This window comes from Pseudomonas sp. NPDC089530, from assembly GCF_050280705.1.
GTDB lineage: Bacteria > Pseudomonadota > Gammaproteobacteria > Pseudomonadales > Pseudomonadaceae > Aquipseudomonas.
This window is the reverse complement of the sequence record NZ_JBNNVU010000038.1, coordinates 36,717-53,977: the sequence shown is the minus strand read 5'-3', so window position 1 is coordinate 53,977 and position 17,261 is coordinate 36,717. Positions and strand designations below refer to the sequence as shown.

General features: G+C 65.6%; 11 protein-coding genes and 1 pseudogene. 1 reads left to right on the top strand and 11 read right to left on the bottom strand.

Annotated features, from left to right (window positions below):
- The 11 genes and pseudogenes from ACQKQA_RS16285 to ACQKQA_RS16235 form a co-directional block, all read right to left on the bottom strand.
- Positions 1-604 (bottom strand): annotated as a pseudogene (locus ACQKQA_RS16285) (hypothetical protein); the annotation flags it as partial.
- 66 nt (positions 605-670) lie between these two features.
- Positions 671-1,174, bottom strand: a complete 504-nt coding sequence (locus ACQKQA_RS16280) for a hypothetical protein (protein ID WP_427559400.1) — start codon at positions 1,172-1,174, stop codon at positions 671-673.
- 10 nt (positions 1,175-1,184) lie between these two features.
- Positions 1,185-1,916 carry a hypothetical protein gene (locus ACQKQA_RS16275; protein WP_427559397.1) on the bottom strand — a complete coding sequence of 244 codons (732 nt, stop codon included), beginning with the start codon at positions 1,914-1,916 and terminating at the stop codon, positions 1,185-1,187.
- A 53-nt stretch (positions 1,917-1,969) separates the two neighbouring features.
- On the bottom strand, positions 1,970-3,514 hold the full coding sequence (locus ACQKQA_RS16270) for an SUMF1/EgtB/PvdO family nonheme iron enzyme (RefSeq protein WP_427559394.1): 1,545 nt from the start codon (positions 3,512-3,514) through the stop codon (positions 1,970-1,972).
- On the bottom strand, positions 3,504-4,727 hold the full coding sequence (locus ACQKQA_RS16265; RefSeq protein WP_427559391.1) for an ABC transporter permease: 1,224 nt from the start codon (positions 4,725-4,727) through the stop codon (positions 3,504-3,506). Before ACQKQA_RS16265 ends, ACQKQA_RS16270 begins: the two co-directional genes overlap by 11 nt.
- A complete protein-coding gene (locus tag ACQKQA_RS16260) occupies positions 4,711-5,427 on the bottom strand; it encodes an ABC transporter ATP-binding protein (protein WP_427559388.1) in 717 nt (238 codons plus the stop codon). Before ACQKQA_RS16260 ends, ACQKQA_RS16265 begins: the two co-directional genes overlap by 17 nt.
- A gap of 10 nt (positions 5,428-5,437) precedes the next feature.
- Positions 5,438-7,405, bottom strand: coding sequence for a vWA domain-containing protein (locus ACQKQA_RS16255; protein ID WP_427559406.1), 1,968 nt, complete (start codon positions 7,403-7,405; stop codon positions 5,438-5,440).
- Between the two features lie 23 nt (positions 7,406-7,428).
- Complete coding sequence (locus tag ACQKQA_RS16250; protein ID WP_427559385.1) at positions 7,429-8,451, bottom strand: hypothetical protein; 1,023 nt, start codon at positions 8,449-8,451, stop codon at positions 7,429-7,431.
- A 3-nt stretch (positions 8,452-8,454) separates the two neighbouring features.
- Positions 8,455-11,172 carry a putative virulence factor gene (locus tag ACQKQA_RS16245; protein ID WP_427559383.1) on the bottom strand — a complete coding sequence of 906 codons (2,718 nt, stop codon included), beginning with the start codon at positions 11,170-11,172 and terminating at the stop codon, positions 8,455-8,457.
- Positions 11,169-14,234: a virulence factor SrfB gene (locus ACQKQA_RS16240; protein ID WP_427559380.1), complete on the bottom strand. Its 3,066-nt coding sequence runs from the start codon at positions 14,232-14,234 to the stop codon at positions 11,169-11,171. Before ACQKQA_RS16240 ends, ACQKQA_RS16245 begins: the two co-directional genes overlap by 4 nt.
- Before the next feature lie 17 nt (positions 14,235-14,251).
- The gene (locus ACQKQA_RS16235; protein WP_427559377.1) at positions 14,252-15,637 is read right to left on the bottom strand and encodes an SrfA family protein; all 1,386 of its coding nucleotides are present in this window, start codon (positions 15,635-15,637) and stop codon (positions 14,252-14,254) included.
- 281 nt (positions 15,638-15,918) lie between these two features.
- On the opposite strand from ACQKQA_RS16235, the gene ACQKQA_RS16230 reads away from it, so the two are divergent.
- Complete coding sequence (locus ACQKQA_RS16230) at positions 15,919-17,133, top strand: aldose 1-epimerase family protein (protein ID WP_427559375.1); 1,215 nt, start codon at positions 15,919-15,921, stop codon at positions 17,131-17,133.
- Positions 17,134-17,261 lie beyond the last annotated feature (128 nt).

Here is a 17,261-nt window from a genome sequence, read left to right as displayed (position 1 = left end):
CGACCGGTTCCGCTGCCTTGGCGGGAGTCTCGACGGGCGCGGGCGCCACCGGCTCCGGCACCACGGGATGGCTTTTCGGGCAGAAAAACCAGTAGGCCGCCCACAGCAGGAGCAGCAATAGCAGCAGGGCCAGCAGCGTCGCGGCGAGTTTCCACCAGTTGCGGCTCGGCGCTACCGCCACCGGCGGCACCATGACCGGCGGTGGCACGGGTTTCGGTGGGCGCAGGCCCCAGCGAACCACCAGCGGCTCGCCGTTGAGGCTGTAGAGATCCTCCAGCTCCGGCGGGCCGATCAGCGTGCGCAGGCTGGCGGCGTCGGGCTGGTTGCGGTTTTGCAACTCGTCTGCGAGTCGGCCCAGGGCTTCCTGGCGCTGCTGGTAGAGATCCAGCAAACGCCGTTGCTGGTCCTCGTTCAGTGCGGCATAGGGCGTGGGCTGGCCGCCCAGCTCGGTCCACCATTCCAGCACGTCGCCGCTGCCTTGGCGGGGAATGGCATAGAGGCTGGCGATAGTGGGCGGGAAGTGTTTCTGGATCAGCGCGACCTTGGCCGACAGCGCATCGGCCTTGTCGACGGTGAACTGACCATCCCGGATGACCCGTTGCATGCAGACGATTCCTGAAAAGGGCGCAGGCATCCCGAAAGATGCCTGCAAGGTTGAAGAAAGAGCGGGTTACTCGTAACCCAGGCTGAACTGCAGCTGGTTGACCTTCTTCTGCAGGGCCTTGAGTTCTGCCTGCTTGGCGGCCAGGGCCGCCGGGGTGTTGCTGGCGGTCTTGGCCTGGGAGGCCTTGAGTTGCTGTTCGAGCCCGGCAATCTGTTTCTGTACCTGGCTCTCGTTGCCATGCCGGGCCTTGAGCGATTTGAGCAACTGCCCCAGGGATTGGTTCAGCGAAGCCTGGGCCTGCTGCTGGCTGGCCAGGTCCTTGCGGGTGCTGGCCTGCTGGGCGGCGATATTGTCGTATACCTGGCGGAACATGGCGTTTTCCTGACGGGAGGCGGTCAGGGCCTGTTCCTTCTGCTTGACCTGTTCGCTGTAGCCACCGGAGTAGTCGCAGTTCATCTTGGTCAGCAGGCTGGCATCGCGGTTGGTCGCGTCGCACTCGCCCGGGTTGCTGGCGCAGCCGCCCAGGGTCAGGGCCAGGGCGAGCGTCGCCCAGTGTCTTGCCGTGTTCATGCTCATGATCTCAACCCAGGGTGATTGCCGAACGCTGGCTGTACAGGGCGTCCACTTCTTTCTGCAGCGAAGCGACTTTTGCGTTCATCTTCATGATGCTCATGTCCACCTGCTTGATTTCCGCGCTGGAGCCCTGGGCGCGTTCCATGTCGGCGACCTTGGCGTACTCGGTCGCCTTGTTGCGCATGTTTGTCAGGTCCTTGCGCAGGCGGGCGATGTTCTGGTCGATCTCGGCGATCTGGGTTTGCGCCCTGGCCTTGTCCAGCTTCTTGTTGGCCATGTCGCGCTTGATCTGGGCGATGCGCGCCTGGTCGTCCTTGATCACCTGTTGGGCGGTCGCGGTCCGGGCGATGACGTTCTGGGTGTCCTGCTGCACGTCGGCGTTCATTTTCTGCAGGCGGGTGCTGGTGTCGGCGTACTCGCTGCGACGCTGGTCCAGGTAGTAGTTGGCGCCCATGGCCACGCCACAGGCGGCGATGCCCGCGGCGACGGCGCACACCGCCTTGTTGTTGCTGTTGGACAGGGCGCAGCTGAGGATGCCGATGCCAGCACCGACGGCGCAGGCCTGGTAGCCGGACTTGCTGAAGAACTGCGCGTCATTGCCCTGGGTCAGGCGCGGATCGGGGCCTGCATCGTTGTCCAGCATGGAGCTGCCGGTGTTGGCGCAGCCGCTCAGCAGCAGGCTGCCGGCGAGGATGAAAGCGATCTGTAGCTTGAAGCGAGTCCGAAGGCTGCGCGACATGGGGGTGCTCCTGGTAGACGATATGGGCATTTTTTATAGCGGTGCTGGTAGTGCTATTGGGTCACGGACTTGCAGCTTTTCAGCCAGGCCTCGGTGTCGATCTTCTGCTTTTGCAGGAAGGTCTTCTGGTTGGCCCAGTGGGTGCGCAGGTACGGCTTGAGGTCTTGCAACTGCTTGTTGCGCGAGATGATTTCTTCCATCACCGGCACCTGCGGCTCGATCAGCGGCTGGCCGTACAGCGAGGCCGACTCCACCAGGCTGCTGGCGTAGTAGCGGCTGAGTTTGTGCAGGCGGTCCTTCTGCTCGTCGAGCTTGCCCTTGCGCATGTCGCAGGTGGCGTCTTTCTCGGCCGATTCGCAGTTGAGGGCGTAGTTCTTCTGCAGGAAGTCCACGTACTGGCCGTCATCGAGCATTTTGGTGCACAGGAAGGCGCCGAGGTTGAGGCTGGCGCGGATCGCCTGGTCGCGGGTTTCTTCCTGCTGCTGGTTGCTGGCGCGCAGCTGGTTTTCCAGGGCCTGGAGCTTCTCCTTGAGCGCCTTGTCCTCGACGCCCGAGGCCAGGGTGCCCAGGGCCTGGGCGGTGCCGGGGGTCGAAGGGGAGTTGGCCGGGGCGCCGTTGCCGAGTTTCTTCCAGCTGCTTTCGATGCTGGCCACCCGTTCGCGGGAGGTCAGGGTCGGTGACACCAGGGCCAGGCGCAGGCCAGTGGTCTTGTTCTTCACCTGGCCGTCGCTGTTGTAGTACGGCTCCTCTTTGCGCAGCGAGGTCCGCAGGTCGGCCTGGGACGTCAGGTAGTTGCCGCCGCGCACCACATAGCCGCCGGCCTGGCCGTGCTGGCGGTCGAGCTTGTTCAGGCGGAAGGGCTCGAACATCATCTCGTCGGCGTTGCCGAGCATGTCGTGCAGGCCCAGCGGGTTGGGTTTCTGCAGGCCGCTCAGTTGCAGCTTGCCGTTGGCCGATTGAGCGCCGGCAAACCACTCGTAGGCGTTCAGGCCTTCCGGCATCGGGTAACGGGTGTCACGGAATTCGGCGGTGCCGACCTCGATCCCGCCCCGGGCAGCGAATTCCCACTCCACCTCGGTCGGCAGCCGCAGGAAGCCCAGCGCGCCGTCTTCCTTGGGCAGCTTGTCGGCGGCGTTCTTGCGCAGCCACAGGTTGTATTTGTCCGCTGCCTCCACGGCCTGGACCCAACTGATCGCCACTTGCGGCAGGCGCATCTTGGTCGAGGCGGTCGGGCAGGTGTCTTCGGTCAGGGCGGCGTATTGCAGCTGGCTCATCTCGTACTTGGCCAGCAGGTAGTAGCGGGACTTGTCGCTCTTGGCCCCGGTGAAGCTGCCGGCGATGAAGGTCGGCCGGGTCTGCTCGACGTAGCCGTACTCCGAACCGTCCTGGCCGATGTTGGTCGGGTAATCGTCCAGCGGCCCGGCCACCGGAATGAACACTTTGCGAAATACCATCGAGCCTTCGCAGGGCATGGGCAGGACCACGTCGTTGTCCTGGGGCATCGGGTTGTAGAACTTCTCTTCCCAGCCCGCGGCCGAGGCGTCGAGCAGGTAGCCCAGGCTCAGGGGCAACAGCCAGCCGAAACGTTTATAGCTCACGCAGACTCTCCGCAGGTTGGATGCTGATGGCTCGCGCGGCGCCGATGACGGCAACCAGCGCGGCAACCAGAAAGGTGATGAGCAGGGCCGCCAGGCCGTGCCAGATCGTGATGTGACAAACAAAGGTGCCGGTGGCCTGGCTGCTGCCGAGCAGGCGGTCGAACAGCTGGCTGCCGACCCAGTAGAACCCCAGCCCGCCGAGGTAGCCGGCCAGGCTCAGGAACAACGCCTGCAGCACCACGAACCCAGCCACCGCCGGGCGCGCGAACCCCAGCAGGCGCAATACCGCGAGGCTCTTGCGCTTGCGGTCGATGTTGGCCAGGAAGGCCCCGACCATCGAGGCCACGCAACCGATCAGCGCCGCCAGGGCGATGACCCCGAAGATCAGCCCCAGCACATGGTTGATGGCCTTGACGTTGTCGATGTCGGCCAGGCGGCTGGAGGTTTCGATGTGTTGCTGGTTCAGCCAGCGCTCCAGCGCCGCCACCTGGTCGATGTCCCGGGCATAGAGGCGGGCCCGGGCGTATAGCGGTTGCAGGTCGCCCAGGGGCTTGCCGCTGTCGACCCCGAATTCGCTGACCTGATAGCCGTCGCGAAAGCGCTCCAGGTTCAGCAGCAGGGCCGGCGCGACAAACCCGGCGGCGCGCCCGAAGCGCGCGCTGTCGAGGATCGCGATCACGCTCAGGGTCACTTCCCCGCGTTCCCGGTTGCCGTCCAGGCGCCGTTCGGCGCGCAGGCGCACGCTGTCGCCGACCTTGGCCTGCAGGCGTTGTGCGGCCTGCGCGCTGAGGACCACCTGATGGCCGCTGGGGTTGATCTGCGGCAGGTTCAGCTGGGGGTCGCCGACGTCGGTGGGGATGATCTCGGCGTTTTCGACGAAACGCTGCAGGCCGATAAACAGGTCGGCCTGGGTGTTGAGCGACCGGGTCTGGCCGAGGGCGAAGCCGGTCTGCGGCTGCTGGCGCAGGCGTTCGATCCAGGCGTCGTTGTAGTTGCCGCTGCTGAGCATCTTCACTTCAAGGTTACGCGGATCGCGCAGCAGCTCGCCCTGCAACTGGCTGACCACCCCGTGCTTGAGGCCGAACAGCAGCAACAGCGGAGCGATCACCGCCACCAGCGAGGCGGCGATGCACAGCGACACCTTGCGGTCGTGCCAGAGGTCTTCCATGGCCAGCTTGCCGAGCAGGCGCAGGCGATCAATCCAAAGGTTCAAACGACGTTTCTCCCTGGCGGCTGGTGGCGGCCAGCCGCGACAAGCCGAAGTCCTTGAGCAAGGCCCAGTCATGGGACACCACCAGGGCGCTCAGCCCCAGGTTCGCGACCAGGCTCAACAGCAACTCGAACAGGCGCCTGGCGCTGTGGGGATCGAGCGCCGCCGTGGGTTCGTCGGCCAGCAACAGCTGCGGCTCATGGGCGATGGCCCGGACACAGGCGACCCGTTGCCGCTCGCCGATGGACAGGGCCTGGGGGCGTTTGTCCAGCAGCGCTTCCAGGCGCAGGGCGGCGATGGCCCGGTCGACGTGCTCGCTGTGCAGCGGCATGCCGAGCAGGCGACGGGGCAGGCGGATATTGTCGCGGACGCTGAGGAAGGGCAGCAGGCCGCCGCTCTGCAGGATGAACCCCAGGTGCCGCGAGCGCACCGCCGCCAGGGCCGGCTGGTCGTCGGCGGCGAGCAAGCGGCCGATGTCCAGCGGCGCCGCGGCCGGCGAGTTCGCCGGCTCCAGGCTGAAGCGCTGCAGCTCCACGGGGCGCAGCAGCAGGCCGATGGCTTCGAGCAGGGTGCTTTTGCCGCAGCCGCTTTCACCGGTGATGGCCAGGATCTGGCCGGCACCGATACGCAGCTCCGGCAGGCGCACCTGGTGCGCCTGCGCGCCTTCGCCCCGGCGCACCAGCAGGTTCTTGATATCCAGCATGGGCGTCTCGTTAAGGCATCATTTCCAGGGGCACCGGGTACACGTTGTCCCGGGCATCGCTGTCCTTGGCCAGGGCCACCCAACGGTCGACGTCGGCGTTGTAACGCTGGTAGTGACGCAGCTTGGTGTTCAGCGTGCGGATGAATTTTTCCTGGGCCAGGCCATCCCAGCTCTTCCAGGTTTCCTCATCCAGGTTCAACACCTCGCTCTGGTACGGCAGGTCTTCCAGGTACTCGCCGAGCACGCCCATCTCGGCGAGCTTGGCGTTGCCCTTCTGCTTCAGCTGGTTGGGGTCGGCGCCCATGGTGGCGGCCACCGAGCGCAGGCGCTCGAACATTTCGGTCGGTGAGATCAGGCCTTCGTTGGCGGCGTCGAGGATCTTTTTCATCACGTCACTGAGGTCGCTGAGCTGGGCCTTGGTCAGCAGCACCCGCACATCGGTGGTGGGGATGTTCTGCTTGATCAGGTCGCGGTCGGTGATCCACGCCTTGAACACCGGCGGCGCCTTGCTGTTGGTCTTCTCGCCGAGGTAGGCCAGCTGCATGGCGTGGCCGATCAGGGCGGCATCCTCGAGCATTTTCTTCTCGGCCGGGTCCTGCTTGGCGTTGAGGGCGCTGCCAATGGCGTCTTCACCCATGTACGCGGCTTTCACCTGGGAGGTGATGGCGGCGGCCAGGGCGTCGACCTTGCGGCCGAAGGCCTGGACGTCGCCGGCGTCGACCGGGTAGTACAGCGAGGTGTTGGTGCCCGGGTAGGTCGAGAGGTTCTGATACTGCGCCTGGGCCTTGCTGTGGTCCTTCTCTCCCGCCGGGGTCTTGAGGTGCAGGGTGTAGATGGCGACGCCGGGCTTGGCCGCTTCGAGGCGCACCTGGGTGGCGCTGAGCCCGGTGTTCGACAGCTTGTCGTCGCCTTCGATGGCGCCGGCGTCGGTGATCAGCACCACATAGCGCGCGCCGAACTGGCTCCAGTCGACCTTGTCGATGCTGTGCATGACGCCGGCATAGGCGTCTTCGTCGAAGCTGCTGCTGGACACCTTGGCCTGTTTCAGGTCCGCGACCTTGGCCAGGAAGTCGGCGCTGTCTTTGACCTGGTTGGGGTCGGCGTACATCTTGGTGACGTACTCCAGGCCCGGTACGGCCTTGGTGCTGGAGCGGAAGGCGACCAGGCCGAACTTGACCTGCTTGCCCAGGTTCTGCGACTCGATCTGCTGGTAGACCTTGCGGATCGCCTCGCGGGTGCGGTCGATGTAGGGGTCCATGGAGATGGTCGAGTCGATGACGAACACCACCGCGGCGCTGAATTCCTTCAGCTGGCTGCTGCCATTGACGTCGCCACCGGTGCCGCCGTTGGCGCCCGCGGCATTGCTGCCCTTGGCGTTCGGGTCCTCGTCCTTGCTGACCGAGGCCACGTTCAGCAGGCGCGTGCGGAAGCCGCTTTCGGTCATCACTTCTTCGCCGCTGAGAATCGGCAGCAGGTAGAACTGCTTTTGCAGGTCGACGAAGTACTCCGGCTCCTGCGCCAGCACGCCGGGGGCCTGGGCACCCTGCTTGAGCTTGGCGCGCAGCGGCGCGACCTTGCTCACCGGGTCCGGCGCATCGAGGATGCCTTCGACGGTGGCGCGGTCCTTGAAGAACAGCAGGCGGTCGCGGTTGGCCGGGTTGGTGAAGGCCAGGGTCAGCTGCATTTTCCAGTCGGTGGTGCAGCTGGCCGGCAGCCAGCCGACGGTCTTGCCGTAGCTGTCGGGGCCGACTTTCAGCCATTCGGCGTTACCGGCCTGGGCCCGTTCGTACACATAGAAGCGGGAGAAGGTCGGTTGCGCCTCGCCGGCCGCGCCGCCCGCCGACGGGCTGAGGTGACAGCCCGGGGTGGTCAGCACGCGTTGGAACAGGGTCTTCTTGCCGGCCTGGATCAGCGGCTGGTCGGCGCCCTGGGACAGGGAGCTGATGCCTAGCGCCAGGAGCGCGGCGCCGCCGAGCAGGAAGCGGTTCAGGGATGCGCGACTCACTTCTGCAACTCCTCGAAGCGCTGCTTGGCTTCCGCGTTGTCCGGTTCATGGCTGAGGATGGTTTCGTACCAGTAGGCGGCCGTGGCCTTGTCGGGCTCGGCGAAGCAGCTGCTGGCCTGGTGGTACTTGGGGTCGTACTCGTGGGCGTAGGCGCTGGCGATCTGCAGGTCGCCAGCCTGGGCGCGGTTGGCGTACAGGCGCTGGGCTACGCCGCAGTGCTTGTTGGCCTTGGCCAGGTTGATGATCTCCAGCAACTGGGCGCTGGCTGGCGCGGCCTTGATGCAGGCCTGGACGAACGCCAGCTCGGGCTGGCTGTTCATACTTTCCAGGGTGCAGGCCGCGGCGTCGGCGGTGGGCGCCGGCGCGCTGGCAACCGGCGCGGGGGCCTCCGGCTTCTTGAGCCAGAACCAGGCCGCGGCGGCGATCAGCAGCGCCAGGATCAGCAGCAATGGCCAGATCCAGAACGGCTTGTTGTTCTTCCTCGCCGGCAGAGGGGGCGCCAGGGGTTCGGTTTCGCTGATGACGAAGTTGGGCTCGGGTTCCGGCTCAGGCTCCGGTTCGGGCAGAGGCAGTTCCGGCAGTTGAGGAATCTCCGGGGCGGCCGCCGCGGTTGCCGCCAGGTGACCGGCGTCGTAGGTCGAACGGGTCTGGCCGCCCGCGGTGGATGGCAACAGGCCGGCGCCCGGGCGCACCACGCCCTTGTCGCTGAGGCCCGGGCCTTGCTCGCGCAGCTCGATCTGGAAGTTGGAGTTGGCGCTGCCTTCCAGCAACGGGTCGACCACCTCCGGACCGACCAGGGTCTGCAGGGCTTCGCCGCTGGCATCCTGGTCGAAGCGGGAGACCTGGAACCAGTACGGACTGTTGCTCCACTGCTGGCCGTGCTGCAGGTAGAAGGCATCCTGGTTGCGCTGGATCGAGAACTCCAGGTTCTGCGCGCTGCCTTGCCATTTCTTCACTGTCAGGCGGGCCTGGCCAGGTGCATTGGGTTCTAACGCGAGCAGGTCGACTCGAATGGGCATTGCTTATCTCGCTGTGAAGGCTGTGAGCACGCGGCCCAGCTTTTCGTTCTGTTCGGGGGTGATTTCGCGGCCGGCGCCATGTCCGGCGTTGTCCAGGGTGATGTAGGCCAGGCCCGAGAGCCAGTCGCCCAGGAACAGCTGCGCCTGGTTCGCCGGTTGCGCCGGTAGCACGGGCAACTGGCCCGGGCCCACGTCGGTGTAGAAGGAGAACAGCGGCGCCTTGGCGCCCGCGCGGCTGTTGGGCCGCTCGCCGACCGGCTTCTGGATGTAGCCGAACCAGGACACGAAGTCGCGCAGCACCCGCTGCACTTCCAGCACCTGCCGCTCCACCAGCTGGTCGCGGCGGGCGCTGCTCTGGGCCCGCTTGAGCACGGCCCGGCTCAGTTGGCCGGGCAGGTCCTGGCGATAGCCGGCGGTGACCAGCTCGTCGACCACCGCTTCGACCAGCGGTTTTTCCAGCCCCAGCAGCGTCAGCAGGCTCTGGCGGCTCGGCAGGTCGCGCAGGTGGGCAATCCACGCGGTGAAGGCCGCCTTGGCGAAGCGATGTTCGTTGCCTTGCGCTTCCGGCGCCTGGGTGGCCGCCGCGGGGCTGGCCGGGCTGCTGTCCGGGCCCAGGTCGTCGCCCAGGTCGCCGAAATCGAAACCGCCTTCGTCGCCATACAGACTCGGGCTCGCGGCCGGGGCGGCGGGTTCGTCGCTGGCGGTTTCGGCTTCGTCGTTTTCGTAGACGCCGCTGAGGTAGAGGTCGCGGATCTCTTCGCTGGGCACGCCCAGGTGGTCGATCAGCTCGCCGAGCACGGCCGGGCGCCGTCCCAGCTGGCTGAGGATCATCTGCGCCTGGGCCTTCTTGGCTGCCGCGGCGCCGTCGCCATCGGCGTGGTACCAGGTGCTCAGGCCGTGGACGGTCAGGCTCTCGATGCACTCGTCCAGTTGCTCACGAATCCGTTGCAGCTTGAACGCGGTATTGGCGACGCCGGCGAAGCTGCCGCTGAAATGGCTGATGCCGCCGTCGTCGGTCTTGAGCATGGCCTGCCAGGCCTGGCTCGGTTCCTTGATGTGTTTGCGCACCAGGGCGTTGCTGGCGAAGCTTTGCCCCAACTCAATGAGGCGCGCCTGATAATCCGGGTTGATCCCGGTTTCCGCCCCTGAGCCGTCTTGCTTGATGAAGGCCGCGTCCATGCGCGGTTTGCGCACCAGGAAGGTGTTCTGGAACGGGGTCCCGGCCCAGTCGTTCATCCACGGCAGGCTGCCGAAGCGTTCGAGCATGGTCAGCTTGACCATCCCGTCCCAGCTTTCGTCGTACTGCGCCGGGGTCAGTTTGAGCGAGGAGCCGACCCGCAGGTCGAGCATGGTCAGCGCCCAGATCAATCCGGTTTCGCGCTTGGCCCGGGTCGCGGCGTCGCCGCCCTGGGTCTTTTCGATCCAGCGGGTCAGTACCGGCCCCACGTCGTTGACGTCGCTCTGCTTGGTCGAGCTGGTGCAGACCACCAGGGCGTTCATTTCCTGGTTATCGGTGTAGCGCTCGAACAGATAGGCGACCTTGCCCCGCAGGATCAGTTGGGAAACGGAGTTGTCCTTGGTGCTGGACTCCGGGTCGCTGGAGCTGGCGATGTCATGGAGTTTCTTGCGCCCGCGGTAGCCGGGGAAGTCCAGCAGGTCGACCTGATCGACGATCTCGTCGCTGGGCGGCTCGATCAGGCGGAAGGTCATTTCCGCGGTCAACGCCGCCAGCTGCGCCACCGGGATGCCCTGGCTGTTGCGCAGGCTTCCGGCCAGCCGTGGGCGGACCTCGATGGGCAGGTCTTGCGGGCTGCCGAAGCGTTCGAGGATATCGACGTTCATGATGCTGTCGCGCTGGCTGTAGGCGTCGTTTTCAAAACGCACCAGGGCGTGCAGCGGGGCGAACACGGTTTCCGGCAGGCCCAGGGTGTGCAGCGCCCCGGCCAGTTGCTGATAGGCGCGGACCAGTTCCCGTTGCTCGCCCCAGAGAATCGAGAACAGCTCGGCGCGTTCCTGGAAGTTCAGGCGCGGCGCCAGTTGCAGGGCCTTGGGCCAGTACAGGTGCTCGAGTTTTTTCACCGAGTTGCGGAAGTTGTCCCGCAGGTAGTCCCACAACGACACCAGGTCGTCGGCGTTGACCCCGGGCTGCACAGGGCCGGTTTCCCGCCCTTCGAACGGCTTGAGCACGCGCTGGATGCGTTCTTCGTCGATCTCGTAGGAGATCCGCTCCAGGTCGAAGTCCTTGAACCAGGAATTGGCGAGGATCTTCGCCAGTTCGATCTCGTTGAACAGTTTGAGCTCCACCGGAAACTGCGGGTCGTCGCTGGGCTTGGCCCGGCGGCTGAAGCGCGTGACCAGGCCGGTGGCTTCCTTGCCGCCACCCACCGGGTTGATGTGCTCGATGAAGTCCAGGCGCTTGCCGCCGAAATCGGTTTCCAGCTTGCCATTGCGGCCCGCCGCCAGGGCTGAGATCAGGTACGACTTGCCGGCCTGGGACAGGCCGAAGAAGCCGATGGTCATCGGTGTGCACGCGACGCGCCCGAGGCTGTGCGCCAGGTTGCGCGCGCGGTGTAAACGCAGGTTCAGGTTATCGGCTTCGCCGTCCAGCCGAGGAGCATTGCCACGGGTCTGGCCGATCCATTCCAGCGCCTGACCGGCACCTTCATAAACCGCGGCCCAACGGGTGGAGAGCTGAGTCTGTTCCGGGGTCAGGTCGTTCATTTGCGTTTCACACTTCCACTGTCGAGCCAGTACTTGGTCTCGCTCAGGCTGGCATCAAGCAGAGTGTTGAGCTCCAGCTTGAGGTCGCTGCGCGGGTTGAAGCTGACGTTGTTGCTGTTGGATTCGATGCCGCTGACCGAGAGCCGGTCGCTGACCAGCCCGTGCTTGCGCGTGTGCTTGTCCGGACCCTTGACCTCGAAGCGCACCTTGAGCAGCGGCGCGTCGCCGTTCTCGCCGATGGCCCGGGAGAACTTATCGCGGCCGGCGGGGGTGAAGCTCAGGGTGTAGAGCGGTGATGCGGCCCAGCGTTCGGCGGCCAACTGGCGGAAGCCCAGGCGCAGGTCGCCGCGCATTTCCAGCTGCGGCGTGTCGGCCTCGTCCCCGGTGCCGATCACCGGCAGCTTGATCTTGTTGTCCTCGGACTGGATGTCGCGATACAGCACGTCGGCATCCTTGATCACGTTGGCCTGGTCGATGATGCCGATGTGTTTGACCGTCGAGTACGGCTTGAGTGCCGAGGAGCGGAAATAGAAGTTCGGCATGCTGTGGTTGGCGCACAACAGGCAGAGCATGGCGCCGACCGAGGCGGTGCTTTTCGGGTCGTCGATGCGGCCGTTCTTGTGGAACGGGTACCAGCCGCCGGTGCGGTAGTTCTGCAGCGCCAGGATCCGCCCCGGTGGCAGCGGCAGGACCTTGCGGATATAGGCCAGGACGCCGGGCAGGCGCGATGGCCGGCCCGTCAGCAGCAACACGTCGCACGGGTAGTGGGCCACCACCTCGCAGAGCGCGCCGAGGATTTTGCTGATGTTGATCTGGTCGTTGAGGAAGGCGCCGTGCAGGCGCTGCAGGTCGAAGCCGAGCGACGCCTGGTACAGGTCGAAGGTGCTGTGCCCGCCGACCTCGCGCCGCACCGCGCTGTTGACGTAGTCGAGCACGGTCTGGCCGATGGCGTTGTCGCCCAGCAGGTCGCGATAGCTGTGGATGACCACGTCCGCCTGGTCCTGCGGGTCGTAGTGCTCGTAGGCCTTGAGCAGCGCCAGGCCCAGGGGGACGAAAACCTGCAGGTTGAGTTGCTGGCGCAGGATCTCGTCCTGGACGCTGACCGTCTCGCCGCCGCACAGGCGCGACATCAACGAGTCGGGGGCATGCACGCCGGCGCTGCGCAGGGCCTTCTCGAAGCTGGGCAGGATGAAGTCCTGGATCACGTCGAGCAGGATGTCGTCGCCGGCCACCTTGAAGCCATCGCGAAAACGCTGCTCGGGCACGATGTGCACGTTGCTGCCGCTGCCCATGTTGCCGGCGCGGTCGAGACGGTAATCGGTGATCACCAGGTCGGTGGTGCCGCCGCCGATGTCGATGGTCGCCAGGGTGATGCGCTCGCGATCGGTCTTGTCCGGGCGGGCGATGGTGTTGAAGAACTCTTCGGGGTGACCGGCGAAGTTCTCGTTGACCTCGGTGTACAGGTACACCAACTGGCCACAGGAGGCCTCGTCCCATTCCACGCGGATGCTCGGGATCGGCGTGCGTGCCTTGTGGCTTTCATCCTGGTACGGGTCTTCTTCGCCGGCGTGCCAGCCCAGGCTTTTCCACACCAGGCCGATGGCTTGCAGCATGCGCTCGTTGAGGATGCTGCGTTCGGCCTGGGGCATGCCCGGCGGCACGGTCAGGGTCACGCTGTTGAGCTGGCGCGGCACCCGGGTGTGGCCCTGGCGCGAGCGCTGGGCCGGGCTGTTGATCTGCGACAGCGCCTGGGCCAGTACCTCGGCCAGCATGAAGGTCATCAGCGAGCTGCGCGAATAGCGCGGCATGAACACCGGCAGGCGGTCGTCTTCGTCGAGGGCGTAGAGCGCCTCGCCGGTTTCGTTGATCAGGTGCGAGAACGGTGCCGCGGTGGCGTAGGGCTCGTTGTCGGTCTTGACGTAGGAGCAGTTGAAGCGCCAGCCGTGGCCGTAGGCGTTCTCGTCCCACAGGTAGCGTTTCGGGCTGGAGAGCCCGGTGGAACCCTCGGTGCCCCGGCGGCGGCTGGCCAGGCGCCCGGCCTCGCTGCCGACGCGGGCGATGGTCGCCCACTGGAACGCATCGTGCCGGCCGCTCTTGACCGAACAGTGGTCCTTGCCGAAGTAGGCCTGGGAGAACTCCACGCGGCTTTCGAACGGCTGGTTGTAGGTGTGTTCGGGGGTGATCAGGTCGCGCAGTTCCAGCACATAGTTCTGCTTGAGCCCGGACCCGGCCTGGCCGTGGTTCTCGATCAGGATCCCGCAGGTGCGCGAGTTGCCGACGTCCAGCACCAGGTCCACCGGAATCGGCTTGACCAGGCCGTTGCTGTCGTTGGCGACCACCTTGAGTTCGGGGATCTCGACCTTCGGCGGTTTGTCGGACTGCTGCGCCGCCGTCGGCTTGTCCAGCAGGCTGAGCACGTTCAGGTAGTGGGCCAGGTGGTGGTTGGCGCGGATGTCGATATCCAGCTCTTCACGGGAGCGATGGGTATTGCCCTCGTTGAACACTTCCAGCAGCCATTCGTTGACCCACGGCTGGGCCAGGAACCAGCGCAGCTCCCGGGCCTGGCCGGCGAGCCTGAAGGACACGCCGGAGCTGATGTCTTCCTCGTTCGGCGCCAGGTAGGCGGTGCCTTCGCGCTTGGGCATGACCCGGCTGTCGAAGGCCAGGGTCAGGCGGTGGGTGTTGCCGTCGATGTCCGGGGCCGGCAGCTTGACCAGGCGCATCCGCGACCAGTTGTTCGGGCCTTCGTCGAAACGGTGCGGCGGCATGAAGCGGAAGAACGGGATCGGCAGCCAGACACCGTCCAGCAGCTCGAGGCTGCTTTTCATGTCGACGCTGAACACCGGCTTGGTCTTTTCGATCTTTTCCGGTTCGGGTTCGTAGAAGTAGAAATCCTTCGCTTCGTTGTACAGCAGGCGGCAGACCAGCCCGCTGATCATCGGGGCGAACTCGCCGGCCGGCTCCTTGCGCGGATCGAGGCGCAGGGCAAAGTCCATGAACTGGATGCCGGTGTCACTGACGAGGGTGACGGTATCTTCGAATTGGGTGACTTCAGGCAACATGTCAGGGGTTTCCAGTCTTATTCGCCCGTCTGCCGTATGGACAAGGGGAATTTGTCATTTCCATAACCGCCGGTGCAGTCCGCGACGCTGGTCGCGCCTGGCCGACAATCGACCTTTGGCATGTCGTAGGTGCTGCCGTCGCCACAGACGGCCTGGCCCTGGCTGTCGATGGACAGGCTGCCTTTATTCATGGCCGCGGTGACCGGGCCGGTGCAGTTGACGCCATTGGCGCGGCGCACGGTGACCTGGCCCTTGCCGTCCTTGAACTGGTATTCCAGGCGCAGCGGCTTGCCGGTGCGCCGATCCTGGATGCCGGCGCCCGCGCGGTACTGGCCGTTGAGGAAGTCGGCCACGCCGTCGGCGCTGTTGGCCGGGATGCTCAAGGCCGGCCCTGGAGGCGTCAGCGCCGGGGGCTGGGTTGGCGTCTGGGCTGGTGTCTCGGCCGGCGTTTCAGGAGTGGCCGACGGGTTTTCCGGTGACGTGGCGGCGGGGTCCTGCGCCGGGTCGTTCGGCGTTTGCGCGTTCGACGGGGCCTCTGGATCGACCTTGATGTCGGCCGGCGTCGCGGCCTCGTGCGTCTCACCGGTGACCGGCACCTCGGTGGTGCCCAGGCTGGCGCCGCTGCCGACCACGGTCGTGCCGGGCGCGACCACGCCGTTGACCGTAGGCAGGGCAGTGGTGTCCAGGGGCGCCTCGACCACAGGTTCTGCGGGCTGCGTGCCGAGCACCGGTAATGTCACCAGCGGCACGCCCGGGATGCAGCCGCGCAGGCCGAGCAGAAGCAGGAGTAGAAGCAGCAGGAGCAACGGCAGCAGCCACCACCAGCGCCGCCACCAGGGACGGGCGACTACGGGCGCTACGGCAGCCACGGCGGCCAGGGGCGGGGGCACGGGGCTAATCGGTGCAGCCGGAGCGGGTGCTTGCAGGCTGTGCAGCGGGTCGCGATTGCGATCGGCGTCGGCGTGCTCGAAACCCCAGAAGGTCAGCACCGGCTTGCCGTTCACCAGGTAGACGAAGTTTTCGTCGGGGAAATGGATAACGCGCTTGAGCAGCTTGCCGAAGACGGCCTTGTCGCCTTGCTGCTCGGCGGGATCGCTGCCGAGGAAACGCTGGCTCAGCTCTTCGAGCGCGGTTTTCAGGGCTGCGAGCTGGACGCGGGCAGGAGCGCGCTCCTCTTCGGTGGCGCTGCTCCAGGGGATGACATCGCCGGGCATGCCGCTGTACCAGTCGATCTGGTTGCCCAGCTCGTCGCTTTGCGGAATGGCCAGGTGGTCGACCATGTCGGGGTTCTTGCGGCGAATGGCTTCGCGCAGTTGCAGGGCTGCCCGGTAGACCGGCTGACCTGTTTCGCCCAGGGCTGTGAATGACCCGCTTTTACCGCTGCGTAATAGTGCCCCGCGCATCCAGACTCCATATGCTCATTTGCGCAAAAAAATGACAGACAGGATGTCTGTATTGCTCCCTCAATTAGCTGGCGACCTTAATGTCATAATGATGTCGTCGTCAACGTGACATTGGTGGAGCGCCGGCGAGTGTGTCATGGGTTGGCGGGCGTGTGCAGTGGTTTGACGGAGAAGCAGACAAACCGCGCGCTCAGGGGTTGGCAGGAGTGTTTGTCTGCAGGCTGGCTGAAACGTTTCATCCGCGCTATAAAAACCGCACAACTCCAATAAAGGCTAAGCCCATGACACCGCTCCGACTGCTGGTCGCTCTCTGTGCATCTACCGCCGCTTCCCAGGCCATGGCCTGGGATTACGTTCTGCTCGACACCGACAAGGCGGCCCAGGATTTTCATATCACCAGCGCGCAGCTGGGGGCGAAAACCGCCAAGCCCTTTTCGGTCAGCCTGCGTACCCTGCATGGTGGGCGCCAGGAGGGCGTGAGCATCGTCGACATCGACAACGGGGCGATGAAGCTCTCGGTGGTGCCGACCCGCGGCATGAATGTGCTGCAGGCCTCCGTGGGGGATGTGCGGCTGGGCTGGGACTCGCCGGTCAAGGAGGTGGTCAACCCGGCCTTTATCGAACTCAACGGCCGTGGCGGCCTGGGCTGGCTGGAAGGGTTCAACGAACTGGTGACCCGCTGCGGCTACGAGTGGGTCGGGCACCCGGGCCTGGATAACGGCGAATTGCTGACCCTGCACGGCCGCGCGGCGAACATTCCGGCGAGCAAGGTCACCCTGCATATCGACGAGCAGCCGCCGTACGCCATCAGCCTGCGGGGCGAGCTCAAGGAACAGGCGTTCAAGAAGGTCGATTTCTCGGTGGCCACCGAGCTGGTGACCGAGCCGGGCAGCACGGCTTTCGCCCTCAACGACACCCTGACCAACAACGGCGATTATCCGAAGGAATACCAGGCGCTGTATCACAGCAACTTCAGCACGCCCTTCCTCGAAGCCGGGGCGAAGTTCGCGGCGGCGGTGCAGCAGGTGTCGCCCTTCAATGACAAGGCCAAGGCCGATCTTGCGACCTGGCAGACCTATCGCGCTCCGACCCGGGACTACGACGAGACCGTCTACAACCTGGTGCCCTATGCCGATGCCAACGGCGACACCCTGACGGCGTTGCACAACAAGGCCGGCAACCTCGGTGTGGCGGTGGGCTTCAATACCCGGCAGTTGCCGGTGTTCTCCCTGTGGAAAAATACCGACACCCAGGACCAGGGTTACGTCACCGGCCTGGAGCCGGGCACCAGCTTCTCCTATAACCGCCGCTACCAGCGCCCGCTGAACCGGGTGCCGACCATCGGCGCCAAGGAACAGCGGCAGTTCCAGATTCGCTACAGCCTGCTGGCCGACAAGGCGGCTGTGGATAAGACCCTGGCCGCTATCCGCCAGATCCAGGACGGCCGACCGAGCGAGGTACGACCGATCCCGCTGGTGGACCTGAGCCAGCAATGACCCGCCTCGGTTGGCCGGCGGCCGGAACCGCAGGGTTTCGGCCAGGTTGGAAGGGCGGATAGCACAGAGGTTTGAAACCGAGGCGAACTTGACTCAGTGCCGGGAGGCACCGAGTCAGGTGATGGCCA

Excerpts from the sequence above, each read along its gene's own strand:
- ACQKQA_RS16240 (WP_427559380.1), bottom strand. The coding sequence starts at position 14,234 with ATGTTGCCTGAAGTCACCCAATTCGAAGATACCGTCACCCTCGTCAGT.
- ACQKQA_RS16260 (WP_427559388.1), bottom strand. The coding sequence starts at position 5,427 with ATGCTGGATATCAAGAACCTGCTGGTGCGCCGGGGCGAAGGCGCGCAG.
- ACQKQA_RS16250 (WP_427559385.1), bottom strand. The coding sequence starts at position 8,451 with ATGCCCATTCGAGTCGACCTGCTCGCGTTAGAACCCAATGCACCTGGC.
- ACQKQA_RS16275 (WP_427559397.1), bottom strand. The coding sequence starts at position 1,916 with ATGTCGCGCAGCCTTCGGACTCGCTTCAAGCTACAGATCGCTTTCATC.
- ACQKQA_RS16235 (WP_427559377.1), bottom strand. The coding sequence starts at position 15,637 with ATGCGCGGGGCACTATTACGCAGCGGTAAAAGCGGGTCATTCACAGCC.
- ACQKQA_RS16230 (WP_427559375.1), top strand. The coding sequence starts at position 15,919 with ATGACACCGCTCCGACTGCTGGTCGCTCTCTGTGCATCTACCGCCGCT.
- ACQKQA_RS16280 (WP_427559400.1), bottom strand. The coding sequence starts at position 1,174 with ATGAACACGGCAAGACACTGGGCGACGCTCGCCCTGGCCCTGACCCTG.
- ACQKQA_RS16245 (WP_427559383.1), bottom strand. The coding sequence starts at position 11,172 with ATGAACGACCTGACCCCGGAACAGACTCAGCTCTCCACCCGTTGGGCC.